This is a genomic window from Burkholderia sp. Bp9016 (assembly GCF_003857765.1).
Classification (GTDB): Bacteria; Pseudomonadota; Gammaproteobacteria; order Burkholderiales; family Burkholderiaceae; genus Burkholderia.
Genome location: NZ_QTPY01000005.1, coordinates 1 through 23958 on the forward strand (window position 1 = coordinate 1; position 23958 = coordinate 23958).

General features: G+C 66.5%; 20 protein-coding genes. 8 read left to right on the plus strand and 12 right to left on the minus strand.

Going from position 1 to position 23958, the window contains the following annotated elements; all coding sequences use genetic code 11:
- Both DIE13_RS07800 and DIE13_RS07805 read right to left on the minus strand, forming a co-directional pair.
- A partial coding sequence (locus DIE13_RS07800; protein WP_148094083.1) for a PAS domain-containing methyl-accepting chemotaxis protein occupies positions 1-1515 on the minus strand: 1515 nt, incomplete at its 3' end.
- A 367-nt stretch (positions 1516-1882) separates the two neighbouring features.
- A complete protein-coding gene (locus DIE13_RS07805) occupies positions 1883-3427 on the minus strand; it encodes a PAS domain-containing methyl-accepting chemotaxis protein (protein ID WP_124826605.1) in 1545 nt (514 codons plus the stop codon).
- 417 nt (positions 3428-3844) lie between these two features.
- Between DIE13_RS07805 and DIE13_RS07810 the strand changes: the two genes are divergently transcribed.
- Both DIE13_RS07810 and DIE13_RS07815 read left to right on the plus strand, forming a co-directional pair.
- The gene (locus DIE13_RS07810) at positions 3845-4405 is read left to right on the plus strand and encodes a GNAT family N-acetyltransferase (RefSeq protein WP_124826809.1); all 561 of its coding nucleotides are present in this window, start codon (positions 3845-3847) and stop codon (positions 4403-4405) included.
- 76 nt (positions 4406-4481) lie between these two features.
- On the plus strand, positions 4482-5006 hold the full coding sequence (locus tag DIE13_RS07815; RefSeq protein WP_124826606.1) for a DUF523 domain-containing protein: 525 nt from the start codon (positions 4482-4484) through the stop codon (positions 5004-5006).
- A gap of 108 nt (positions 5007-5114) precedes the next feature.
- Here DIE13_RS07815 and pcaF read toward each other — a convergent pair whose 3' ends face one another.
- Complete coding sequence (gene pcaF, locus DIE13_RS07820; RefSeq protein WP_124826607.1) at positions 5115-6317, minus strand: 3-oxoadipyl-CoA thiolase; 1203 nt, start codon at positions 6315-6317, stop codon at positions 5115-5117.
- Positions 6318-6544: 227 nt separating this feature from the next.
- Between pcaF and DIE13_RS07825 the strand changes: the two genes are divergently transcribed.
- A complete protein-coding gene (locus DIE13_RS07825; RefSeq protein WP_175750635.1) occupies positions 6545-7330 on the plus strand; it encodes an IclR family transcriptional regulator in 786 nt (261 codons plus the stop codon).
- 228 nt (positions 7331-7558) lie between these two features.
- On the opposite strand, the gene DIE13_RS07830 is transcribed toward DIE13_RS07825, so the two are convergent.
- The gene (locus DIE13_RS07830; protein ID WP_124826609.1) at positions 7559-8674 is read right to left on the minus strand and encodes a succinylglutamate desuccinylase/aspartoacylase family protein; all 1116 of its coding nucleotides are present in this window, start codon (positions 8672-8674) and stop codon (positions 7559-7561) included.
- A 48-nt stretch (positions 8675-8722) separates the two neighbouring features.
- Positions 8723-9505 carry a transporter substrate-binding domain-containing protein gene (locus DIE13_RS07835; RefSeq protein ID WP_124826610.1) on the minus strand — a complete coding sequence of 261 codons (783 nt, stop codon included), beginning with the start codon at positions 9503-9505 and terminating at the stop codon, positions 8723-8725.
- Between the two features lie 145 nt (positions 9506-9650).
- Between DIE13_RS07835 and DIE13_RS07840 the strand changes: the two genes are divergently transcribed.
- A complete protein-coding gene (locus DIE13_RS07840) occupies positions 9651-10571 on the plus strand; it encodes a LysR family transcriptional regulator (RefSeq protein ID WP_124826611.1) in 921 nt (306 codons plus the stop codon).
- 39 nt (positions 10572-10610) lie between these two features.
- On the opposite strand, the gene DIE13_RS07845 is transcribed toward DIE13_RS07840, so the two are convergent.
- Both DIE13_RS07845 and DIE13_RS07850 read right to left on the minus strand, forming a co-directional pair.
- Positions 10611-11942, minus strand: coding sequence for an MFS transporter (locus DIE13_RS07845; RefSeq protein WP_124826612.1), 1332 nt, complete (start codon positions 11940-11942; stop codon positions 10611-10613).
- Between the two features lie 63 nt (positions 11943-12005).
- The gene (locus DIE13_RS07850; protein ID WP_124826613.1) at positions 12006-13193 is read right to left on the minus strand and encodes a M20 aminoacylase family protein; all 1188 of its coding nucleotides are present in this window, start codon (positions 13191-13193) and stop codon (positions 12006-12008) included.
- Between the two features lie 240 nt (positions 13194-13433).
- Between DIE13_RS07850 and DIE13_RS07855 the strand changes: the two genes are divergently transcribed.
- From DIE13_RS07855 to DIE13_RS07865, 3 genes are all read left to right on the plus strand, one after another.
- Entirely contained in the window at positions 13434-14072 is a 639-nt protein-coding gene (locus tag DIE13_RS07855) for a TetR/AcrR family transcriptional regulator (RefSeq protein WP_124826614.1), read from the plus strand.
- Between the two features lie 45 nt (positions 14073-14117).
- Entirely contained in the window at positions 14118-15101 is a 984-nt protein-coding gene (locus DIE13_RS07860; RefSeq protein WP_124826615.1) for an MDR family oxidoreductase, read from the plus strand.
- Between the two features lie 85 nt (positions 15102-15186).
- Positions 15187-15765: a peroxidase-related enzyme gene (locus tag DIE13_RS07865; protein WP_124826616.1), complete on the plus strand. Its 579-nt coding sequence runs from the start codon at positions 15187-15189 to the stop codon at positions 15763-15765.
- A 58-nt stretch (positions 15766-15823) separates the two neighbouring features.
- On the opposite strand, the gene DIE13_RS07870 is transcribed toward DIE13_RS07865, so the two are convergent.
- Positions 15824-16162 carry a BON domain-containing protein gene (locus DIE13_RS07870; RefSeq protein WP_175750631.1) on the minus strand — a complete coding sequence of 113 codons (339 nt, stop codon included), beginning with the start codon at positions 16160-16162 and terminating at the stop codon, positions 15824-15826.
- A gap of 120 nt (positions 16163-16282) precedes the next feature.
- The gene (locus DIE13_RS07875) at positions 16283-17320 is read right to left on the minus strand and encodes a porin (RefSeq protein WP_175760759.1); all 1038 of its coding nucleotides are present in this window, start codon (positions 17318-17320) and stop codon (positions 16283-16285) included.
- A 394-nt stretch (positions 17321-17714) separates the two neighbouring features.
- Between DIE13_RS07875 and DIE13_RS07880 the strand changes: the two genes are divergently transcribed.
- Complete coding sequence (locus DIE13_RS07880) at positions 17715-18335, plus strand: TetR/AcrR family transcriptional regulator (RefSeq protein WP_124826618.1); 621 nt, start codon at positions 17715-17717, stop codon at positions 18333-18335.
- 64 nt (positions 18336-18399) lie between these two features.
- Here the strand turns inward: DIE13_RS07880 and DIE13_RS07885 are convergent, their stop codons facing one another.
- From DIE13_RS07885 to DIE13_RS07895, 3 genes are all read right to left on the minus strand, one after another.
- The gene (locus DIE13_RS07885; protein ID WP_124826619.1) at positions 18400-19920 is read right to left on the minus strand and encodes a sulfatase; all 1521 of its coding nucleotides are present in this window, start codon (positions 19918-19920) and stop codon (positions 18400-18402) included.
- Positions 19921-20043: 123 nt separating this feature from the next.
- A complete protein-coding gene (locus DIE13_RS07890) occupies positions 20044-22191 on the minus strand; it encodes a beta-glucosidase (RefSeq protein ID WP_175786752.1) in 2148 nt (715 codons plus the stop codon).
- Positions 22192-22300: 109 nt separating this feature from the next.
- Positions 22301-23725, minus strand: coding sequence for an MFS transporter (locus DIE13_RS07895; RefSeq protein ID WP_124826620.1), 1425 nt, complete (start codon positions 23723-23725; stop codon positions 22301-22303).
- Positions 23726-23958: the final 233 nt, after the last annotated feature.

The window sequence follows — 23958 nt, forward strand, 5'->3', positions numbered from 1 at the left end:
CCGCGTCGCCTGCTGCTTCAGGCTCTCCGACGCCGCCGCACTCTGCTCGACCAGCGCCGCGTTCTGCTGCGTGATGTTGTCCAGATGCACGACCGCCTGATCGACCTGCGCAACCCCCGTGCTCTGCTCGGCGGTCGACGAGCTGATCTCCGCGATCAGGTCCGACACGCGCTTCACCTGCGTGACGATGTCCTCCATCGTCTTGCCCGCTCCATCGACGATCCGTGCACCCGACTCGACCCGTTCGACGCTCGCGCCGATCAGCGTCTTGATCTCCTTCGCCGCATTCGCGCTGCGCTGCGCGAGCGCCCGCACTTCGCCCGCGACCACCGCGAAGCCGCGTCCCTGATCGCCCGCGCGCGCCGCTTCGACCGCCGCGTTCAGCGCGAGGATGTTGGTCTGGAATGCGATCCCGTCGATCACGCCGATGATGTCGGCGATCTTGCGCGAGCTGCCGGTGATGTCGTTCATCGTCGTGACGACTTCGCTCACCGCCTGCCCGCCCCGCTCGGCCGCTTCGCTCGCGGACACCGACAACTGGTTCGCCTGCTGCGCCGTCTCCGCATTGCTCGACACCGTGGCCGTCATCTCGGCCATCGACGCGGCGGTTTGCTGCACGCTGGTCGATGCCTGTTCGGTGCGTGCGCTCAGGTCGTTGTTGCCCTGCGCGATCTCGTTGCTCGCACGCTGCACGTTGAGCACTTGTTCGCTGACGTCGTCGACGAGCCAGCGGAACATCAGCCCGAGCTGGTTGATCGTGCGCAGCGTCATGCCGATTTCGTCGACGCGATTCATCGCGACGCCGCTACGGCTTTCACCGGTCGCGACACGCAATGCCTGATCGCGCAACTGCATCAGCGGACGCGCGATCTGCGCGTCGAGCCATAGCCCGGCGGCAATCGACGCCCCAGCCGTCGCGGCGGCAAATGCCGCGAACCCGGCACCGGCCAGCCCGCATGCCCACCCCGCGCCGACGACGGCCGGCGCCAGCACGCACAGCGTCGAATGCAGCCGCGCACGCACCGACATCGTCTGGAACAGCGACGCGACGCGCATCAGCCCGCCTCGAACAATCAGACCCTTGTGGAAACGGCGGTTGCCGGCCTTGCCTTCGCGGAACGCGCGGTACAGCTCGTCGGCCGCCGCGATCTCGTCGCGCGATGCCTTCGTGCGCACTGACATGTAGCCGGTCGGCTGCCCGTTGCGCATCACCGGCACCGTATTCGAACGCACCCAGTAATGGTCGCCGTTCTTGCGGCGGTTCTTCACGAGCGCGGTCCACGGCTCGCCGTTCCTCAGCGTCGCCCACATGTCGGCGAACGCCTCCTTCGGCATGTCCGGGTGACGCACGACGTTGTGCGGCTGACCTTCGATCTCCTCGGGGGAAAATCCGCTGACCTGAATGAATGCGGCGTTCGCGTACTTGATGTAACTGTCAGCATCGGTAGTCGACATCAGCGTCGCATCATCCGGAAAATCGAATTCGCGTTGCGTGACAGGCTGGTTATTGCGCATGGTGTGGAGTCCCGGGTTGCGGATTTTGCGTCCGCCTGTGGATGAATTCGAGACCGTACGCATCGCGGACAGCCCGCATGCGTTCGATCAGACTCCTGCGCTTTCGGCAAATCTGGCGAAAACATTATGCCAACCACGGGTAAATATGCATTAATCGTTCATCGCCTTGATTTAGCCGAATACTTTGTTTATACGTAAATCAAAAACTCCGCTTTATCAAATAGTTGCGCGCCAATCGTCTGATCATTCAGGACAATTCCTTCGACCGGATTGGCGCATAAATCCGGTTTGATGCATTCGAATCCGATCAAACCGGAAAGAGATTTCGCCGCCTCGTCGCGACGGGATACGCAAGCACGCGCGGCGATTACCGAAACACGTTCACCGCATCCACGAGCCGCGTCGCCTGCTGCTTCAGGCTCTCCGACGCCGCCGCACTCTGCTCGACCAGCGCCGCGTTCTGCTGCGTGATGTTGTCCAGGTGCACGACCGCCTGATCGACCTGCGCAACCCCCGTGCTCTGCTCGGCGGTCGACGAGCTGATCTCCGCGATCAGGTCCGACACGCGCTTCACCTGCGTGACGATGTCCTCCATCGTCCTGCCCGCGTCGTCGACCCGCCGCGCGCCTGATTCGACCCGCTCGACGCTCGCGCCGATCAGCGTCTTGATCTCCTTCGCCGCATTCGCGCTACGCTGCGCGAGCGCCCGCACCTCGCCCGCGACCACCGCGAAACCGCGCCCCTGCTCACCCGCACGCGCGGCTTCGACCGCCGCGTTCAACGCGAGGATGTTGGTCTGGAACGCGATCCCGTCGATCACGCCGATGATGTCGGCGATCTTGCGCGAGCTGTCGGTGATGTCGCTCATCGTCGCGACGACTTCGCTCACCGCCTGCCCGCCCCGCTCGGCCGCTTCGCTCGCGGACACCGACAACTGGTTCGCCTGCAACGCCGTCTCCGCATTGCTCGACACCGTGGCCGTCATCTCGGCCATCGACGCGGCCGTCTGCTGCACGCTGGACGCGGCCTGCTCGGTACGCGCGCTCAAATCGTTGTTGCCCTGCGCGATCTCGTTGCTCGCGCGCTGCACGTTGTGCACCTGTTCGCTGACGTCGTCGACGAGCCAGCGGAACATCAGCCCGAGCTGGTTGATCGTACGCAGCGTCATGCCGATTTCGTCGACGCGGTTCATCCGCACGCCGCGGCGGCTTTCGCCGGTCGCGACGTTCAGCGCCTGGTCGTGCAGCAGCTTCAGCGGACGCACGATCTGCGCGTCGAGCCACAGCCCGGCCGCAACCGACACCCCGCCCGTCGCGGCGGCAAACGCCGCGAGCCCTGCACCGGCCAGCCCGCATGCCCACCCCGCGCCGACGATGGCCGGCGCCAGCATGCACAGAGCCGAATGCACGCGCGCGCGCACCGACATCGTCTGCGGCAGCGACGCGATGCGCAGCAGCCCGGTGCGGACGATCAGTCCTTTGTGGAACTTGCGTTGCCCGGCCTTGCCGTCGCGAAACGCACGGTACAACGCGCCGGCGGCCTCGATCTCGTCGCGCGGCGCCTTGGTACGCACCGACATGTAGCCATGCGGCGCGCCGTTGCGCATCACCGGCACCGCGTTCGCGCGCACCCAGTAATGGTCGCCGTTCTTGCGGCGGTTCTTCACGAGCGCGGTCCACGGCTCGCCGTTCTTCAGCGTCGCCCACATGTCGGCGAACGCCTCTTGCGGCATGTCCGGGTGACGCACGACGTTGTGCGGCTGGCCGACGAGCTCATCGTTCGAGAAGCCGCTCACATGGGCGAACGTCGTGTTCGCGTACGTGATGTAGCTGTCGGCATCGGTGGTCGACATCAACGTGACGTCGTCGGGAAATTCGAATTCTTGTTGGGTGACAGGCTGGTTGTTGCGCATGCAGGGCTCCGAAAGGCGGATCGGAAGACAGGATCCGCGCGGCGCGAAAATCACGCTCAGTAGCCGAAAAACGGTTTATCGCTTTACGACGGTCTCGTTCTTGCTGTCGGCAATTTCAGCTAAAACCTTACCCCTCGAATACAAAAAACACCGAATTCGCTTATCAAAATGACTTGGATCAAATAATCTCGCGATAATCGATGCCCGCACTGTTCCACCGCGGCTCGATGCGTTATGGGAGAACGCCGGGCGGCAAGCCAATGCCGGCAACGGCGACGCTCAGCGAAACGATTCGCCCCCTTTCGCCCAATTCAACCGCCATTCGAAAAATTCGATGAAAAAGATCCGGCACGAACTGAATCGGCCACGCAGGCATACGCCATGCCGCTCGCAACGCGCCACCGGCCAGGCGACCGGATGACGCGCCGCACCGCTACCGAACGCGACGCGCTGTCGGGCCGCCTGCTCGCGCGCGACGAACTGCCGCTGGTGTGGAGCATCGACCGACGCGAGATCATCCACCATCTGTACGCGCTGCGCGACGGCGAGCTGCATCTGGTCCCGGACTTCTACGACGTGCAGGGCTGGCCCGACGGCGAAGCCGAACACTACACGCCGATCCTGCTCGACTGTCACGATCGCGGCGGCTGGTGCCTCGGGATGTTCGACGGCACGCGGCTCGTCGCGGCGGTCATCGTCGACGCCGATCCGCTCGGCGCGCAGCGCGACATGCTGCAACTGAAGTTCCTGCACGTGAGCCACGACTGGCGCGGCTGCGGGCTCGGCGCACGGCTCTATCGCGCGGCCCGCACGCAGGCGCGCGCGATGGGCGCGAAACGTCTGTACGTCTCCGCCACGCCGTCGCAGCACACGATCGACTTCTACCTGCGGCTCGGCTTCACCGTCAGCGCGTCGCCCGACCCGGTGCTGCATGCGCTCGAGCCGGAAGACATCCATATGGAAGCACCGACCGCCTGACGCGAACGTGCGAGCGCGACCGCGAGCCGCGCATAGCACTTCCGCTCGACCCACGCCGCCAACACGGAGAACGACCATGCAGAACGCGCCGCCGCAGCCGGTCCCACCGAAAATCCTCGTCAGCATGTGCGTGCTCGGTCACCCGGTCCGCTACAACGGCTCGGCCAGGACCGCCGCTCACGCGGCGCTCGAACGGTGGCAGCGCGAAGGGCGCCTGGTGCCGGTCTGCCCGGAACTGGCAGGCGGATTGAGCGTGCCGCGCCCGCCCGCCGAGATCGCGGGCGGGGCATCCGGGCAACGCGTGCTGTCGGGTGCCGCGCGCATCGTCGACGTGCATGGCACGGACGTCACGGCAGCGTTCGTCGACGGCGCGCAAACCGCGCTGGCGCTCGCTCGCGCGCACGACTGCCATTTCGCGATCCTCGCGGACGGCAGTCCGTCGTGCGGAAGCCGCTTCATTCATGACGGAAGTTTCACGGGCCGGCGGCATGCCGGTGCCGGCGTCACGGCGGCGTTGCTGCGCGAGCATGGCGTCGAGGTGTTCGCGGACACCGAGATCGACGCGCTCGTCGCCCGCCTTGCGCAACGCACGGAGGGCTGAATGACGAAGTGGCCGTCACGACGATCTCGTGACGGCCACTTCGTTGGCGTTGAAGCAGCGGCGAAGCGGCGCGGATCCTGATCCTGCCGCTTCTTCCGGGTGACGCGCTCAGACGCGTTCGATCGCGATCGCGATGCCCTGGCCGACGCCGATGCACATCGTGCACAGCGCGAAACGGCCGTGGGTGCGATGCAGCTGGTACATCGCGGTCGTCACGAGACGCGCGCCCGATGCGCCGAGCGGATGGCCGAGTGCGATCGCGCCGCCGTTCGGGTTCACGCGAGGATCGTCGTCGGCAACGCCGAGCATGCGCAGCACCGCGAGACCCTGCGACGCGAACGCTTCGTTCAGCTCGATCACGTCGAACTGGTCGATCGTCATTCCGAGTCGCGCGAGCAGCTTCTGCGTGGCGGGCGCCGGGCCGATGCCCATCACGCGCGGCGCGACGCCGGCCGTCGCGATGCCGAGCACGCGGGCGCGCGGCGTCAGGCCGAAACGCTTCGCGGTGGCTTCGTTCGCGAGCAGCAGCGCGGCGGCGCCGTCGTTGACGCCCGACGCATTGCCCGCCGTCACCGAGCCGTCCGGGCGCACGACGCCCTTCAGCTTCGCGAGCGTCTCCAGCGACGTTTCGCGCGGATGCTCGTCACGCGAAAAGACGACGGGATCGCCTTTCTTCTGCGGAATCGTGACCGACACGATTTCCTCGGCAAGCGTGCCGTCCTGCTGCGCACGTGCGGCCTTCTGCTGGCTGCGCAGTGCGAACAGGTCCTGGTCGGCGCGGCTGATGTTGTAGTCGACCGCGACGTTCTCGGCCGTTTCGGGCATCGAATCGACGCCATGCAGCTTTTTCATCAGCGGATTGACGAAGCGCCAGCCGATCGTCGTGTCGTGGATGTCGGCCTGGCGCGCGAATGCGCTGGCAGCCTTGCCCATCACGAACGGCGCGCGCGTCATGCTTTCGACGCCACCGGCCACCATCAGCGCGGCCTCGCCCGACTTGATCGCGCGCGCGGCCACGCCGACCGCGTCCATCCCGGAACCGCACAGGCGGTTGATCGTCGAACCCGGCACACCCTCCGGCAGGCCCGCGAGCAGCGCGGACATGCGCGCGACGTTGCGGTTGTCCTCGCCGGCCTGGTTCGCGCAACCGTAGATCACGTCGTCGATCGCGGTCCAGTCGACGTCGCGGTTGCGCTCGACGAGCGCCTTGAGCGGCACCGCGCCGAGGTCGTCGGCACGCACGCCGGACAGCGCACCGCCGTAACGGCCGATCGGCGTACGAATCGCATCACACAGAAAAGCTTCAGTCATCAGTGTCTCCGGTCTCATGCAAGGCTGGGAAGTGAATGAAACGCGCCCCTTGCATTGCCCGCCGGGATGCGCTTAAATGTTCTATATACGAACATAAGATCGTGTATCGAACGTTCAACGCATCATAGGGAGTGCGGGGACGACCTGTCAAGCGCCTGGTCCGCCGTGCGGTTGGCGTGTCAGGCCCCATGCGCTATCTTCTCGGCTGCACGACAATTCGACCGTTCATGACAACCGAAGACATCCAGAAACCCGGCGACTCCTATGTGCAGTCGTTCGCGCGCGGCCTCGCGGTGATCCGCGCGTTCGACGCCCGGCGCCCGGAGCAGACGCTCACCGAAGTCGCGTCGGCCACCGGACTCACGCGCGCGGGCGCGCGCCGGATCCTGCTCACGCTGCAGACGCTCGGCTACGTCGAGGCCGACGGCCGGCTGTTCCGGCTCACGCCGAAGATCCTCGAGCTCGGCTTTGCGTATCTCACGTCGATGCCCTTCTGGAATCTCGCCGATCCGGTGATGGAGCAACTGTCCGCGCAGATCCACGAAAGCTGCTCGGCGGCCGTGCTCGACCGCACCGAAATCGTCTACGTGCTGCGCGTGCCGACCCACAAGATCATGACGATCAACCTGTCGATCGGCAGCCGCCTGCCCGCGTACTGCACGTCGATGGGCCGCGTGCTGCTGTCCGCGCTCGACGATGCGGCGCTCGACGAGACGCTCGCGCAAAGCGGCATCCGCGCCCACACGCAGCGCACGATCACGGATCTCGGCGAACTGAAGGCGACGATCGCGCAGGTGCGCCAGCAGGGCTGGGCCGTGGTCGACCAGGAACTCGAAGTGGGACTGATGTCGATTTCCGCGCCGATCCGCAACCGGCGCGGGCAGGTGATCGCCGCGATGAACATCAGCGGCAACGCGCAGCGGCACACTGCGAAACAGATGGTGAAGGAATTTCTCGGGCCGCTGCAGCAGGCCGCGCAGACGGTGTCGGATCTGGTGGCACGACGCGGCTGAGCGGCAGGCTCGCATGCCGGCTCGGCGATACGGCATCTCGCGGACAAAAAAAGACGGGCGGCATGCGCCGCCCGTTCAACTCTCTGACTCTGCTGCAACTCCTTCTCACGGAACACGGAGCATGCTCCGCACCGCCCAATTTAGTGACGCGGCGCAAGGCGGTCAATTTGACGAGAACGAAATTGCCCGGCACCTTTCGGACGCCGGGGTGCCTCAGCGCCCCGCCGCTCATGCGCCGAGCAACATCCCCTTGCGCACCGGCACCGTGCCCGTCACGCGGCCGAGCGGCGCGCCGGCCGTCACGAAGCGGATCGCGCGACGCATGTAGAACACGCCGTCGGTGCTGCTCGACACGGTCGTGATCGCATCGGTCAGCGGATCGACGATGTCGAACAGCGGATCGCCGGCGCGGATCGTCGCGCCGATCGCCGCGCGATGCACGAGAATCCCGCTCACCGGCGCGTAGAACTGCTCGCTGCCGGCGAGCGGCGTGGCCGGCGCGAGAAGCGGCGGCAGCGGCGTGCGCTCGCCGCGCACGGCGCCGCACCACACCAGATAGGCGACGAGCGCATCGGCGTCGCGCTCCGCGTATTCGTACGTCACGTCGCGCTGGCCGCGGCATTCGACCGTCACGGCCACCGTGCCCGCCGCCATCGGCGTATGCGCCGGCAAATGCTGCCGCAACTGCGACCACAGCAGGTGATGCGCATCGTCGAACGCGTGGCCGCCCGAATCCTCGGCGAGCAACGACACCTCGGCACCGAGATAGCGCGCAAGCGGCTCGACCTGCGGCCACGCGGTGTCGCTCGTGTACACATGCATCGCCGCTTCGAGCGAACAATGCAGGTCGATCACGACATCGGCATCGTGCGACAGCTTCAGCAGCGCGAGCTGCAACGCGTCGAATTCGGTGCGCGGCGCGATGTCGTCGAGCGCCGCGCCGACGCAATCGCGCACGATCGCGCGATTGCGCGCCGGGTCCGCGCCGAGCCGCTCGCGTGCCCGTGCGGCGATCTCCGCGAGCGGCAGGAAGCCGCGATTGAAGTTGCGCCCGCTCGCGAGATCGAAGCGGCCGATGAATTGCCCGAGCAGATGATGATTGAGGCCGACCGGGTTCGCGACCGGCACGAGCACGATTCCGGCCGCGAGCCGGCCTTCGGCGTCGAGTTGCGCGAGACGCTGCTTGAGCACGACCGCGGCGAGCATCGCCGGGGTCTCGTCCGCATGCAGCGCGGCCTGCAGGTAGATCTTGCGGCCGGCGTCGGCCGGCCCGAAATGGAAGCTCGTCAGCGTGCGCTGTGTGCCGATCGACGGCGACAGGAGCGGCGTGGTGCGAATCTGCATCGATGATCTCGAATGAGGAAGAACGGGAGAATGGGAGATTGGCGCGGCTCAATCGCCGTACGGGTTGAAATCGAAGTACTTCTTCGCGATCCGGTCGTACGTGCCGTCCTTCAGCATCGACGCGATGGCGCCGTCGATCGACGCCTTGAGCGCCGTGTCCGACTGGCGCATCCCGATCCCGACGCCGCGATCGCCCATGTCGAGCGGCGCGCCGACGAACGCGAAGCCCTTGCCCTTCGGCTGGCGCAGGAATCCGTAGTCGGCTTCCACCGCGCCGAGCAGCGCCGCGTCGAGCCGGCCGTTGACGAGATCGGCAAACACGTCGTCCTGGCTCTTGTACGGCACGATGCCGACGCCGGCCGGCGCCCAGTGCGCGAGCGCCCACGATTCGAACTGCGTGCCCGACTGCACGCCGACGCGCTTGCCGGCGAGCGACGCGGTCGTACTGCCGAGCCCGAGCGCGGGCCGCGCGACGAGGCGCGACTTGAAGCGGAACAGCTTCGACGAGAACAGGATCTGCTTCTCGCGCTTCTCGGTGATCGCCATCGACGACAGGATCGCGTCGATCTTGCGCGCCTGCAGTGCCGGGATCATCCCGGAGAATTCCAGCTCGACCCACTGGCAGCGCAGTTGCGCGCGGCGGCAGATCTCGTTGCCGAGATCGACGTCGAAGCCCTTCAGGCTGCCGTCGGGCGCCTTCGCGTCCATCGGCGGATAGGTAGGATCGATGCCGAGACGCACCACGTGCGCGTCGAGCGCATGCGCGGGCGCGGCCGCGAATCCGATGCACAGGGAAACCAGCGGAAGGAGGAAGCGACGGAAGCGTTGCATGCGTTTCATGGTCGACGGAGGGCAGGAAGAGGAACAAGCGGCACGAGCCGGACTGCCTGCGATCGTAGTGCGTGCACGTCGCCGCCGGAACGCGCGGCTGTCTTATCATGATCACTCTTTCCGATCACCGGCACCGCGCTCGACCATGGCGTTCACGCTGTCCCAGCTTCGCATCTTCCAGGCCGTCGTCGAGCATGGCAGCCTGCGCGCCGCCGCACGCGCGCTCGATCTCGCGCAAAGCGGAGTCACCCAGCAGTTGCAGAGTCTCGAAGCAACGCTCGGCGCAACGCTGTTCACGCGCACCAATCGCGGGATCGTGCCGACTGCCGTCGGCCAGCGGCTGCTCGCCCGTTCGGGCGCGATCCTCGGCGAATGCGAACAGGTCGAGCACGAGATCCGGCAACTGAGCGGCACCTATGAGGGCACGGTCACGCTCGGCCTGGTGGCCGAACCGCTGATCGACGCGTTCGCGCCGGTGCTGACGGCATTCCGCGAGCGCTTCGCGAAGGTCGACGTGCACCTGCGCACCGGCACGTCGCGGATGATGATCGGCTGGCTGCGCGAGAACGCGGTGGATTTCGCGATCGCGCTCGTCGCGAAGCAGACCGACACGACCGATCTCGCGGTCACGCCGCTGCATGCGTCGGCGCCGGTGGTCGTCTGCCGCAGCGGCCATCCTGAGCGGCACGCGCAATCGCTTGCCGAGCTGGCCGATTACGCGTGGGTGTCGACGCGTTCGCCGAACCTGAGCGCCGATCCGGTCGTCAACCGGCTGCTCGCGTACTTCGATGTGCACGGCCAGCCGCCGCCGAAGATCATCGCGACCGTCGAAGGGATGTTCGAGACGCTGCAGCTCGTCACGCAGACCGATTGCCTCGCGCTCGAAACCGAAGCCGTCACGCGGCACGGGCCGTTCGCCGGCGCGCTCGCGAAAGTGCCGGTGCGCGAGCAGGCGGAATCGCAGGAGATCTGCCTGCTGCAGCGCGCGGCCGTGCCGTTGACGCCGGCCGCACAGGAACTGGCGACGATGCTTGCGTCATACCTGAGGGCCGTGCGTGGGCGGTAAGCGCGGCGCGCCGCCCGCGGCACGGTCAGTCACGTCGTGTCAGTCCATCGACTCGCGCGCCGTCTCGCGCAGCATCGCCACCGCGATCAGCGACAGCACCACGCACGCCGCCACATAGCCGGCCGGCGCGAGCTTGCTGCCTGTCGTCTTCACGAGCCACGTCGCGATCAGCTGCGCGGTGCCGCCGAAAATCGTCACCGCGAGCGCATACGCGATCGAGATGCCCGTCGCGCGCACGTGGCGCGGCAGCGACTCGCACATCAGCGCCATTTCCGATGCCGACCCGAGCGAATAGAACAGCAGCATCAGCGCGGTCAGCGGCAGGATCACCGACAGCGTCGGATGATGGTTCATCAGCCAGAACGCGGGGAACAGCAGCGGCACCAGCACGCCGCGCCCGACGAAGATCGGCATGCGCCGGCTGCCCAGGCGATCCGACAGCCAGCCGAACATCGGACACGTGACCAGCATCACGCACCCCGACGCAACGCCGACGAACATCGACAGCTTCATCGGCAGGCCGAGCGTATGGATCGCATAGGTCGGCATGTAGAACGTCAGGATGTAGGTCGACACCGTGCCGCCCATCACCGTCAGCATCAGCAGCACGACCGTGCGCGTATGCTGCGAGAACAGCTCGCGCAGCACGCCGCGTTCGATGCCGTGATGGCTGTCGCCGGGCGCATCGTCGGCGAGCCGGCGGCGCAGGTACATGCCGACCGGCGCGATCAGCACGCCCACGAAGAACGGCAGGCGCCAGCCCCAGCCTTCGAGCGCCTCCTTCGTCAGCGTGTTCGACAGCAGCGCCGCGAAGCCCGAGCCCATCAATGCCGCGCCGCCTTGCGTCGCGAGCTGCCAGCTCGCGCGAAACGCGCGGCGCGAAGTGCCGCCCTGCTCGATCAGCGTCGACGTCGCCGCGCCAAACTCGCCGCCCTGCGAAAAACCCTGCATCAGCCGCGCGCAGACGACCAGCAGCGGTGCGGCCACGCCGACCTGCGCATAGGTCGGCGCGATCGCGATCAGGCCGGTGCCGAGCGCCATCAGCATGATCGTCAGGTTCAGCGCGGCCTTGCGGCCCTTGCGGTCCGCATAGACGCCGAGCACGACGCTGCCGAGCGGCCGCGTGAAGAAGCCGGCGGCGAACGTCGCGACCGACAGCAGCAGCGACGTGGTCGGATCGCTCGACGGGAAGAACAGCTTGCCGATCAGCACCGCGAAGAACCCGTACACGGTGAAATCGAAGAACTCCAGCCAGTTGCCGATCACGGCCGCCGCGATCGCGCCGCGCCGCGTGACGGCGGGTGCGCCGTGCGTCTCGGTTCCGGCTGCCCCCGTTGACGCGGGGTGCAGCGCGAGATGGTCTTTCTGCATGCTTCGTGCCTCCTCTCGATGCGGCCGGAAGCGCCGGCCGCCCGCCGTCTCCTGCCACGCTCACTACCCCAGGTAGCGCTCCACGAGACGCGCCCAGAACGCCGCGCCGATCGGCAGGTTGCGGTCGTTGAAGTCGTATTTCGGGTTGTGCACCATGCAGCCGTCCTCGCCTTCGCCGTTGCCGAGCCGCACGAACGAACCCGGCCGCTGCTGCAGCATGAACGCGAAATCCTCGCTGCCCATCAGCAGGTCGGCCTGCTCGACCACGTGCGCATCGCCCACGAGCTCGCGTGCGACCTGCGCGGCGAAATCCGTTTCGGCATCCGTATTGACGACGACCGGATAGCCTTCGATGTACTCGACATTCGCCGTCGCGCCATAGCTCGCGGCCTGCGACTCGGCGAGCTCGACGATGCGGCGCTTGAGCAGCGCGCGCACTTCCGGGCTGAACGAACGCACGCTCAGTTCGAGGCGCGCGCCGTTCGGGATCACGTTGTTCGCGGTGCCCGCATGCATCGAGCCGACCGTGACGACCGCCGGCTGCGACGGGTCGACGTTGCGCGCGACGATCGTCTGCAGCGCCATCACGATGCTCGCCGCGACCACCACCGGGTCGACCGTCAGGTGCGGGCGCGCCGCGTGGCCGCCGACGCCTTCGATCGAGATGATCGCCTTGTCGCCGGCCGACATGAACGGGCCGCGCCGCGTGAGGAACACGCCCGGCGCCGCGCCCGGATGGTTATGCATGCCGTACACGGCATCGCACGGAAAGCGCTCGAACAGGCCGTCGTCGATCATCTTCTTCGCGCCGCTATCGACGCCGTGCTCTTCGGCCGGCTGGAAATACAGGTGCACGGTGCCGGAGAAGTTGCGCGTCTTCGCGAGATGCTGCGCGGCGCCGAGCAGCATCGTCGTATGGCCGTCGTGGCCGCACGCGTGCATCTTGCCGAGCGTGCCGCTCGCGTACGGCAGGCCGGTCGCTTCGAGGATCGGCAGCGCGTCCATGTCCGCGCGGATGCCAATGCTGCGCTTGCCGTCGCCCACGCGCAGCGTGCCGACCACGCCCGTCCTGCCGACCCCGCGCGTCACCTGCCAGCCCCATTGCTCGAGCTTGTCCGCGACGAGCGCGGCCGTTTCGTGCTCCTCGTACGCGAGCTCGGGGTGATGGTGGATGTGGTGGCGAATCTCGCGCAGCCCGTCGGCGGCGGGCATCAGGTCTTCGATTTCGGTGAATCGGACGTCGGTGGTCATCAAGCGGCTCCTGCTGTTTGTCAGCGTATCTGCGCACGCGGGCGATTGCGTGCGGTAAAGCGAGCCACTATATCGAGCCGATACCGGTTCAATAAGATGCTGAATTTTTCACCGCGATAAGCTTTATTAATCAGGGTTAATACTGGCAAGCGCTGCCCGAGCGACGTCGCCCGACAGGCCATTCGCCCCGATTGCCGCCTCGGTCATTGATTTTTGAGACGAACGGTCTATTATTCGCGGATGGACGTTCGAACCGACCCGCCTCGCCGCCGCGGCAGGCCACCCAAACGACACGAGGACCTCGTCGCCACGCGTGACATGCTGTTGCGCACCGGGCTGGAGGTGCTCACCGAAAAGGGCTTTTCGGCCACCGGGCTCGACGAGATCCTCGGCCGCGCCGGCGTGCCGAAGGGCTCGTTCTATCACTACTTCGACAGCAAGGAGGCGTTCGGCCTCGAGTTGATCGACCGCTACGCCGAATTCTTCGCCCGCAAGCTGGACCGCCATTTCAGCCAGCTCGACCGTACGCCGCTGCAGCGCGTGCGCGCGTTCGTCGACGACGCGTGCGAAGGGATGGCCCGCTACGCATACCGCCGCGGCTGCCTGATCGGCAACCTCGGCCAGGAAATGGGCGCGCTGCCCGAGCCTTTCCGCGCGCGGCTGCGTGCCACGTTCGAGGACTGGCAGCGCCGTCTGGCCGACTGCCTGGCCGCCGCGCAACAGGCAGGCGAGCTGGCGGCCTCGGCCGACGTCGCCGAGCTGGCCGCGTTTTTCTGGATCGGCTGGGAAGGCGCCGTGCTGCGCGCGAAGCTCGAACGCAGCGACGTGCCGCTCAAGCTGTTCGCGCAGTTTTTCTTCAACGGCCTGCCACGCCACTGAGTTTTTTTGCCATTGACTAGACGATCGGTCTAAAAAGGAGAACGCATGTTCCAGGGCATCGTGATCGACAAGGACGAAACCGGCCAGCACGCGCGGCTGCAAACGCTGGACGACGCGCAGCTGCCCGCGGGCAACGTGACGATCCGCGTCGGCTATTCGACACTCAACTACAAGGACGGGCTCGCGATCACCGGCAAGAGTCCGGTGGTCCGCAAGTTCCCGATAGTGCCGGGCATCGATCTGGTCGGTGAAGTCGAGCACAGCACGCATCCGGATTACCGCGCGGGCGACCGGGTCGTGCTCAACGGCTGGGGCGTCGGCGAAACGCACTGGGGCGGCCTCGCGCAGAGGGCGCGCGTCGACGGCGACTGGCTCGTGCCGCTGCCGGCCGCGTTTTCTCCAGAACAGGCGATGGCCATCGGCACGGCCGGCTACACCGCGATGCTGTGCGTGATGGCGCTGGAGCGGCACGGCGTGCGTCCGGACGACGGCGAGATCGTCGTGACCGGCGCGGCAGGCGGGGTAGGCAGCGTCGCCACCGCGATTCTCGCCCGGCTCGGCTATCGCGTCGTTACCGTGACCGGCCGCCCCGACGATGCCGACTACCTGCGGCAACTCGGTGCGGCGGAGATCCTCGACCGGTCGCAGTTCAGCACACCCGGCAAGCCGCTCGGCAAGGAACGATGGGCCGGCGCGGTCGACGTTGCCGGCAGCCATGTGCTCGCCAACGTGTGCGCGACCACGCGCTATCGCGGCGTGGTGACCGCCTGCGGCCTCGCCGCCGGGATGGACTTCCCCGCGAGCGTCGCGCCTTTCATCCTGCGCGGCGTGACGCTCGTCGGCATCGACAGCGTGATGTGCCCGCGCGCCGAGCGGCTGGAAGCATGGCGCCGTCTCTCGTCCGATCTGGATGTGGAGAAGCTCGGCACGATCAGCCACCAGGTCGGCCTCGGCGATGTCATCCCGCTCGCCGGCGAACTGATCGGCGGCAAGGTGCGCGGCCGCATCGTCGTGGACGTCAACGCGTAACACGCGCCATGGCAACCCGTCGTTTCTTTTCAGGCGCGCGGCTCGAGCATCGGGCCTGGCCGCGCCGCTTCCTCCAGGAGACTCCATGACCGCTGCAGACAACGCCCCCATCAGCCGCTTCCCGGTGCCGGCACTGGAAGACCTGCCCGACGACATTCGCGAACGCATCGCGGCCGTCCAGGAAAAGTCGGGCTTCATCCCGAACGTGTTCCTGACGCTCGCGCATCGCCCGGACGAGTTCCGCGCGTTCATGGCGTACCACGACGCGCTGATGGACAAGCCGGGCAATCTCACGAAGGCCGAACGCGAAATGATCGTCGTGGCGACCAGCAGCGTGAACCAGTGCCAGTACTGCGTAATCGCCCACGGTGCGATCCTGCGCATTCGCGCGAAGGATCCGCTGATCGCCGATCAGGTCGCGACCAACTACCGCAAGGCCGACATCACCGTGCGTCAGAAGGCGATGCTCGACTTCGCGATGAAGGTGTCGCAGACCGCGCACCAGGTCGGCGAGGCGGACTTCGACACGCTGAAGTCGCATGGTTTCACCGAGGAAGACGTGTGGGACATCGCGGCAATATCGGCGTTCTTCGGGATGTCGAACCGCATCGCGAACGTGACCAACATGCGGCCCAACGCGGAGTTCTACGCGCTGGGGCGCTGAGGGGGCAGGCCGCTTGGCGTCGCGGCGATGCGGCGCCGCCCGCCACGTCGCTGGCCCCTTACCAGTCCTGACCGCGAATCCGCAACCGGTCGCGTACCTCGGCCACGCCCGGCACCGACTGCGCCACCGCAACGGCGATCGCAGCCTGCTGCGCATCCTTCACGTCACCCGACAACGTCACGATGGCGCCGCGCGCAAAGATCAGCATCCGGCTTGCATCCAGGGTCCTCGCCCTGCCGAGCGCGCGTGCAACACGCCGACGCAATGCCCGATCGGCCGCCTTGTTCGCCGCCTTGCTCTCCCCGGCGGGCGCAGATGCCTGCACCGCGGCCGCCGGGGAGGACGCCTCCGTGCGCGGCTCCTGCGCCGTCGCGGCCGCCGCGATCGTCATCATCATCGCGGCAACCACATACCGCCGTTTCGTTGTTCGACCCTGCATGTCCTTTTCTCCTCTGTTTCATACGATCCGGATATCGGCGCGACTCGCGCACCGTCGACCGATTGGCACGCGGCCCGGCTAGAACTGGGTGATGACGCCCATCGAAATGCCGGTGACGGTCCTGCCGTCCGGCCGCAGGCCCAACCCCGCCACGTTCGCCGGGTCCTTCTTGTACGCGCCGGAAAACCCGTTCCGGTCGAACTCCAGATAGAGCTCGGATCGCTTCGACAGGAAATATTCGAGCATCGCGTATGTGGACGTCTTCTTGCCGTCCGCGTTGGTGCGATTGCCGAGATTGCTGGCGATGTCGTAATACGCGGCACCGGTGAACCGTAACGCCGGCGTGATCTGATAGATGATCCCCGCCGACGGAATGCGATCGTGCCGCTCCGCGCCCGACACGCTCGCCGCGCTGACGTCCAGCGCGCTGTAGCCGAGATAGAGCCGCGTCGGTCCGAGTTGCCACGTCGCGCCGCCGATCACGGTTCTCGCCCATTGAGCCGCGGTGGCGTTGTAGGTTTGCTGATACGCGCCGGCGACGAGCACGTCCCGATACTGATAGCTCGCGCCGAGCGCCAGGTTCGTCCCGGCCCGGAAGTTCCCTGCCGCGCCGCCCGGAGAGTAGCTCGCGCGCAGCGCGAAGCCGCCGACGCGTCCGACGTACTTGATCGTGTTGTTGAAGCGTGAATCGAGCGTAAAGAAACTGCCGGCCCAGACGACGCCGGGCGTCGTCGCGAGCGCGGGTCCGTTCGCCTGATTCGGATCGAGCTGCACCCCGATATCCTCGGCGGCGTTGAGCTGGCGCCCGAGTGTCAGTCGGCCGAAGCCGCCTTCCAGCCCGACATACGCACGCTTCGAAAAGAGGCTGCTCGACGAGGCCAGGCTACCGGTCCCGCTGATGAATCCGCTTTGCAGCAGAAAGGTGGCCTTCCATCCGCCGCCGAGATCCTCTTCGCCGCGCATGCCGAACGTGTTGCCCGATACCGAATTGCTGTCGAAACCGACCTGTTGCCCGCCCTTCGCGCCGTCGGTCCACCGTACCCCGCCGCCGATCGTTCCGAACAGCGCGACGCTCGACTGCGCCGCTGCGCACGATGTGAACGTCATGACGCTCATAGCCAGTATTGCTCTCCTCACGATGTCTCCATATTTATTAGTTTTACTGAACGACAACACAAACAAACCTCTACGGCTGCGACGCACGTGCGTGACGAAATCGACCGTTGCGTCGGGTTCGCTCCGCTCTATTGCAGCCGGCGCATCGGCTCCCGGCTCGTCGCCCGGCCGATAATTATCCGATCGGATAATTTAAAGACAAGCCGGACTCCATGTCAAACAACGTGTCGGAATTAGAATAGGTCGACGGTACGGATTTCGATTCGATCCCTGACGAACAGGCGGGCGCTGCACGCGGCCACATTGGAACGGTTTGCCGGCGTCTGCCGCCTGACCATTGCGACGCGCCGCGCGCGGCGGCAGAATTGCACATTTCGATCGGCGGAATACGACGATGCAGATAGCCCGGCAAGCGCAACAGGAACGCAGCGAGCAAACGCGTGCCGACATACTGGACATCGCGCTTGAGCAGTTCTCGACGCGCGGCTTCGACGCGGTGAGCCTGCGGGACATTGCGGACGCGGCCGGGGTCAATCACGCGATGATCCGCTATTACTTCGGCAACAAGGAGAATCTCTGGCGCGCCGCCGTGACACAGCTTTTCGACCGGTTCATGGCCGGTGTCGAACTGCCGTCGCCATCGTCGGATACGTTCTCCATCAATGCGGTCAAGCAGTACATCCGCAACTACGTGCGCTATTGCGCCGCGCATCCCGAGCATGCGCGGCTGATGATGCAGGAAGCGAACCGCGACTCCGAACGCCTGAAATGGATGGCCGAAACCTTCGTGCGGCCTCGCCACGACCGCACCGTCCCGCTGATCCGCTACGTCAGCGAGCAGATCGACGGGCTCGCCGGAATCGATCCGGTGAGATTGCTGTACATGATCACCGCGATCGCCCAGGTGCCTTATCTGCTCACTGCCGAGATGCGCTACGCGCACGGCATCGACGCGCTCGACGAGCAGGCGATCGACGCGCATTGCGACGCGGTCATCGCGCTGGTCTTTCGCTGACCGCCCCAGCATTTGCCGCCGTCGCGCGATGGCACGCGTCGCGCCCGCGCCGAGCCGAAGCCGCTCAGACGATTCGCAGGTTTCGGATCGGAAAAGGCGGCTTGACCGGCTCCGCCGGACGGCGCAGATCATCCGCATGCTTCAGCGCAAGCGCGTCGGCCAGCTCCGCGCGCCCCGTCGCCCGCAACCGTTCGAGATACGCGTGCAGCTTGCCGCGCACGTGATACGGGCCGCCCTCCTTCACGACGTTGACGAGCGGGTCGCGGCCGCGCGCCGCCGACGGCAACATGTCTGCTTCCCATGCATCCAGAAGGCCGATCCCCCGCGCCACGATGTCGGGCCGCTCGCCGGCCAGATTGTGCTGCTCGTGCGGGTCCGTATCGAGGTCGAACAGCAGGATGTCGTCGAACAGGTGATATCCGTCGTGCAACGTACGGATCATCATCCAGTTCTCGAACCGCACGCCGCGCTGGCAAGTCCACGCGCCCTGCGAAACGACCAGGTGATCGCGCCCCTCGTCCGCTCCGGCTTGCAAGCTGGCGGCGAACGACGCGCCGTCCCAGCCTTCCGGGACGGGCTGCCCCAACAGTTCCAGAAGCGTGGCCGTGATGTCGATCTGGTAATGGAACGCGCGATATTCCCGGCCGGCCTCGAGCCCCGGCCACTTCAGCAGCAACGGCACGTGCGTCGTGAACTGGTCCGCGGTCTGGTGATCGCCGTAGACGTTCAGTTCGCCCAGCGTCTCGCCATGGTCGGACGACAGCATGACGGCCGTTTCATCGCCCACGCCGAGCGCCGACAGTTGCGCGAGCAACTTGCCGACATACTCGTCGGCCACCCGCACGCCGGTGTCGTAGCCGTCGAACATCGCGCGAACCGCCGCCATGTCGGGAATGCTCTGCGGCTGGCGCGGATACCACGCGCGCGCGGCTTCGTTCGGCGCGAAACCCGTGCACTCCTGCGCGCCGTGCGGGCCGCAGCCTTCCCAGTGACGGGCCCGAACCGCTTCGGTCAGCCATGCCGGCAACGGCGCATCGGCGAAGGGCTCGCCGTATTCGGCCGCCGCGCGATACGGCGTATGCGGATCCCACATGTGAACGTGGAGAAACCAGTTGTCCTCGGCGCCATGGCGCGCGAGCCAGTCCGACGCCAGCGCGAAGACCTCGTCGGCCGTCTCCCGGCCGAACTTGCCGACGTTGTAGGTTTCGTCGAAACCGGCATACCAGTGAAACGCCGAATGGCGATGCGCGAACGAACTGACGCTCACGGTCTTCAGCCCTGCCTGCTGCATGCGAAACGGGAAGCTGTCGAAATGCAGTTGCGACCAGAACTTACGGTCGGGGCCGCCGATCACCGGATCGGCGTCTTCGCCGCCGTGATTGACGACACCGTTATGGATCCCGAAGCGTCCGGTCAGCAGCGCCGTGCGGCTCGGCAGGCAAGGCGTGTCGGATGCATGGACGTTGCGGAACAGGATGCTCTGTGCGGCGAGCCGGTCGATGTTCGGGCTGGTATTGCGATGGTAGCCGTAGCAGCCGAGATGATCTGGCCTCAGCGTGTCGATGTCGATATAGATGAGTCGCATCGTTGTTCGTCTCCGTATGTTGAATGGATGCGGGCAAAGACCCGCACGTAATCGGTTCGTGGCCGCACCGCATGCCAGGCTGCGTGGCGGCCCGAGAAAGCGACGCGCCGATTGAAGGCGCAGTCAACGTCCGAACGCCCGCGCCTCCAGCGTCGCTTCCGCCGACAGGGCGAAGTCCCCCGCGGACCGTCCGAGCGCCACGCGGTACCGCCCCGCGTCGATACGCCAGCATTTCGACGGCGAGTGAAATCGCGCAAGCAGCCGAGGATCGGCACGCACGGTTACCCGGATCGATTCGCCGGGTTGAAGATGAACGCGCCGGAATCCGAGCAAGCGCATGCGGCAGTCGCCGGCCGCCTCCGTCAGATAAAGCTGCGGGACGTCGGCACCGGCGCGTGCGCCCGTATTGGCGACCGTAAAGGTCGCCGTGACCGTCTCGCCGGCGTCGATCCGGAGATCCTCGTAGGCAAAGCGCGTATAGCTCAACCCGTGCCCGAAGTGAAACAGCGGTTCGCGGCCCGTCTTCGCAAACCAGCGATAGCCGACCTCGGCGCCCTCGTGGTAGTGGACGACAATCGGCGACCCAAGTTCGACATCGGCACCGGGCAACGCCGGATGCGGCGTCTGCTCGACGCCGGCCGGAAACGTGACCGGCAGCCGGCCGGACGGATTGACGTCGCCCGTCAGCACGTCGACGAGCGCCTGCGCGCCCGCTTGACCCGGGAACCATACCTGCACGATCGCACGAACCTTGTCGTGCCACGGCATCGCCACGGGATTGCCGGTCTGCAGCACGACGACGACATGATCGTGCACGCCCGCCAGCGCATCGATCAATGCATCCTGGCCGAACGGCAGCGTCATGTCGGGGCTGTCGAAGCGTTCCGCCTCGTGCCGGATCGCATGCACGATCACGATGTCGGCACGCTTCGCCACGGCCGCCGCATCGGCCACGTGCGCGCCGCTGTCGAACTCGACGACGGCCTCCGGCAAGCGCTTGCGCAGTTCCGCCAGCGGCGCCGGCCCGAACAGCCGCATCGTGGTGGGACCCAATAGCGGATGGCTGCGCAACGGCACCTGCGCGGCATAGCCGCCCGGCGGCATGACCTGGCTCGAGCCGTCTCCTGACAACACGCCCGCCTGCGCATAGCCGCCGATCACGGCAATCCGGCATCGCCCGGGCGACAGCGGCAACGCATGCGCGTCGTTCTTCAGCAGCACGATTCCCTCGCGCGCCGCTTCCAGCGCCACCGCGTGATGCGCAGTGAAGTCGACCGGTTCGGCCGGGCCCCATCGGTCGATCCCGACCGCGTAGCAGGAGCGCAGCATGCGCCGCACCATCTCGCCGATCCGCGCCTTCGAAATCCTGCCGGCTTCATACGCTTGCCGCAGCGGCCCGTTGAACCACTCCTGCGCATCGAGCTGCGCACCGGACTGCTGGTCGAGCCCGTGCAGAGCGAATTCCCAGCCGTAGACCGCCCGCCAGTCGGACATCACCCAGCCCTTGAAACCCATCGCATCCTTGATCGTCTCCTGCAGCAGTTCGCGATTGCCGCACGCATACGCGCCGTTGACGAGGTTGTAGGCGCCCATCAGCGCGCCGGGCTCGCTCGCCTCGAGTGCGATCTGGAAGGCCAGTAGATCGCTTTCCCGATGCGCGGCCGGATCGATCACCGCGTCCAGGAAAAACTTGTTCGTTTCGGTCGCATTGAGCGACACGTGCTTGAGCACGGCGATCACGCCCTCCTGCTGCGTGCCGGACACCATGGCGGCGCCAACGAGACCCGACAGCAGCGGATCCTCGGAGATGTACTCGAAGTTCCTGCCATTGCGCACGTCGCGCACCAGATTGATGCCGCCGCCCAACGCAACGTTGAAGCCGCGCGCCCGCGCCTCCTTGCCGACCGTGCGGCCGATCGCGAGCGCCAGGTCAGGATTGAAGGTCGCCCCGAACGCAAGCCCCGACGGAAAAGCGGTCGCGCAGTCGTCCGGCCCATGCGTATGACGCAGCCCGAGGCTGGCGTCCGCCATCTTCAGCGCCGGAATGCCAAGACGCGGCACGCCCTGCGTGTAGCCGGCGATCACAGGCAACTCGGCCGGCACTCTCGGCTCGCGTCCGGGCCTGCCGAACACGCGTACCATGAGGCTGTAGAGCAGCGCAAACCGCTCGTCGTCGGTCATTTGCGCTTCGCATTCGCTGGCGCGCCGGTCGGGATCGACCTGCGCAGGTTGAATCAAATCGGGCCGGTCGAGAAATTTTTCGGATTCCATGACAATTTTTACAGGGTCGTTCATCGGGTATGTCGACGCCGGTGGCGATGGCCGCACGCGCACGACGCGGCGCACGACGTCACCGCGAAGCGCCCGCAACGGCGCTCGTTCAGGCAGATGGGTGGGTGCGGCGCGCGTGCAAGTCGCGCACGATTTTCCCGTGCAGATCGGGCGAGACCGGATAGCAATACGCAAATAGCGCCGCGATCCCGAGCAGCACCGCCGGCCCCTGCCACTGCAGGGCCCACATGCCGTCGATCGCGGCTTTCGACTGCGGCTGGTTCGCGACGAAACCGATCGCCCCGAGCACATGGCCGATACCGGCCACCGCAATCGCAAGCGCCGCCTTGCGCACGAAAGCGACCACGCCGAAAAGCGTTCCTTCGCCCCTGACGCCGGTGCGCCATTGACCATATTCCACGGTGTCGGGAATCATTGCCCATAGCGAGAGCGACGTCGCGGCCGTGCCGAAACCGATCACGCCGAGCGCGACGAGGAACGACGGCACGCCGATACCCTGCAGCCCGAGCGCACCGAGCATCGCGTTGCCTGCGATCGTGAAGCCGCAACCCAACAGCGCAACGCGCCGCTTCGACGTACGGCGCATGATCCACGCCCAGAACGGAATGGCGACGAACGCCTGCAGCGCGACGACGCCGAGCGCCGTACCGATCAGGTCCTCTCGGTGCAACACGTACTTCAGCAGGTAGGGCAGCATCTTCGACATGACGGTGCTGGCGGCGAACAGTGCGATCGACATCCCGCAAATCAGCAGGAAGGCGCGATTGCGCGACACGGCGGCGAACGCTTCGCGCACCGAGATCGGGTGCGCGTCGGCGCCGATGCGCTCGGCGGTGCAACAGAACGTGAAGAGCAGGACCGGCAATGACGCAGCCGCATAGACGATCGCCACGACGAGGAAACCGTGCCGTTCGTCCGTCGGGCCGAACACGTGCACCAGCTTCAGCATGGACAGCGCCACTACGACGCCTGCCGTGCTCGCGCAGATCATCCGGTAGGCCGCGAGACTGCCACGCTCGCGACTGTCGTCCGTCAGGGTCGCCATCAGCGAATCGTAAGGCATCGACAGCACGGTATAGGCCGTCCGGAAGAGCACGTGCGTGCCGAGGACGAATGCGGTCAGGCCGATGCCACCCGCCATACCGGCGGGGACGAACATCGCGACGAAACTGACGGCGAGCGGCACGCAACCGTACAGCAGATAGGGCCGATAACGGCCCCAACGGGTGCGCGTGCGATTCGCGACGTAGCCGACCACCGGGTCGCACAACGCATCCCACAGCACCGCCCCGCTGAATATCCAGCCGGCCGTGACGGGCGACAGGCCTACGACGTCCGTGTAGTAGTACAGCAGGTACAGCGTGGTCGCCTGCCAGTACAGGTTGAGCCCGAAGTCGCCCATGCCGAAGGCGAGCCGGGTGCGCAGCGCAAGCCTCGCCTTCGATTCCGGCCGGGTTGCCGCAGGTGTCGTCGAATCGGGCAGCGCCACGGAATCGGAATGTGCAGCAGTCATCGAACTCGCCTCGCCAGAAAGGACCTTCCGCGCCCGCCGCGTCAACGCGGCCGGATCGAGCGGGAAAGGCCGACGGCCGTCGCGGGCTGCGCCCGGCCATAAATTATCCGATCGGATAATTTATGGCCGGGCGCGATACGTGTCAAGCGCGATAGCCTTCCATTGGGGCAATCCCCAGGCCCGCGAGCCCACGGATGCAACGCAATCCCTGTTGCATACGGGGGAACCCATCC

Excerpts from the sequence above, each read along its gene's own strand:
- DIE13_RS07855 (WP_124826614.1), top strand. The coding sequence starts at position 13,434 with ATGGACGTTCGAACCGACCCGCCTCGCCGCCGCGGCAGGCCACCCAAA.
- DIE13_RS07895 (WP_124826620.1), bottom strand. The coding sequence starts at position 23,725 with ATGACTGCTGCACATTCCGATTCCGTGGCGCTGCCCGATTCGACGACA.
- DIE13_RS07805 (WP_124826605.1), bottom strand. The coding sequence starts at position 3,427 with ATGCGCAACAACCAGCCTGTCACCCAACAAGAATTCGAATTTCCCGAC.
- DIE13_RS07845 (WP_124826612.1), bottom strand. The coding sequence starts at position 11,942 with ATGCAGAAAGACCATCTCGCGCTGCACCCCGCGTCAACGGGGGCAGCC.
- DIE13_RS07880 (WP_124826618.1), top strand. The coding sequence starts at position 17,715 with ATGCAGATAGCCCGGCAAGCGCAACAGGAACGCAGCGAGCAAACGCGT.
- DIE13_RS07875 (WP_175760759.1), bottom strand. The coding sequence starts at position 17,320 with ATGAGCGTCATGACGTTCACATCGTGCGCAGCGGCGCAGTCGAGCGTC.
- DIE13_RS07850 (WP_124826613.1), bottom strand. The coding sequence starts at position 13,193 with ATGACCACCGACGTCCGATTCACCGAAATCGAAGACCTGATGCCCGCC.
- pcaF (WP_124826607.1), bottom strand. The coding sequence starts at position 6,317 with ATGACTGAAGCTTTTCTGTGTGATGCGATTCGTACGCCGATCGGCCGT.
- DIE13_RS07865 (WP_124826616.1), top strand. The coding sequence starts at position 15,187 with ATGACCGCTGCAGACAACGCCCCCATCAGCCGCTTCCCGGTGCCGGCA.
- DIE13_RS07860 (WP_124826615.1), top strand. The coding sequence starts at position 14,118 with ATGTTCCAGGGCATCGTGATCGACAAGGACGAAACCGGCCAGCACGCG.
- DIE13_RS07825 (WP_175750635.1), top strand. The coding sequence starts at position 6,545 with ATGACAACCGAAGACATCCAGAAACCCGGCGACTCCTATGTGCAGTCG.
- DIE13_RS07870 (WP_175750631.1), bottom strand. The coding sequence starts at position 16,162 with ATGATGATGACGATCGCGGCGGCCGCGACGGCGCAGGAGCCGCGCACG.
- DIE13_RS07830 (WP_124826609.1), bottom strand. The coding sequence starts at position 8,674 with ATGCAGATTCGCACCACGCCGCTCCTGTCGCCGTCGATCGGCACACAG.
- DIE13_RS07890 (WP_175786752.1), bottom strand. The coding sequence starts at position 22,191 with ATGGAATCCGAAAAATTTCTCGACCGGCCCGATTTGATTCAACCTGCG.
- DIE13_RS07885 (WP_124826619.1), bottom strand. The coding sequence starts at position 19,920 with ATGCGACTCATCTATATCGACATCGACACGCTGAGGCCAGATCATCTC.
- DIE13_RS07810 (WP_124826809.1), top strand. The coding sequence starts at position 3,845 with ATGACGCGCCGCACCGCTACCGAACGCGACGCGCTGTCGGGCCGCCTG.
- DIE13_RS07840 (WP_124826611.1), top strand. The coding sequence starts at position 9,651 with ATGGCGTTCACGCTGTCCCAGCTTCGCATCTTCCAGGCCGTCGTCGAG.
- DIE13_RS07815 (WP_124826606.1), top strand. The coding sequence starts at position 4,482 with ATGCAGAACGCGCCGCCGCAGCCGGTCCCACCGAAAATCCTCGTCAGC.
- DIE13_RS07835 (WP_124826610.1), bottom strand. The coding sequence starts at position 9,505 with ATGCAACGCTTCCGTCGCTTCCTCCTTCCGCTGGTTTCCCTGTGCATC.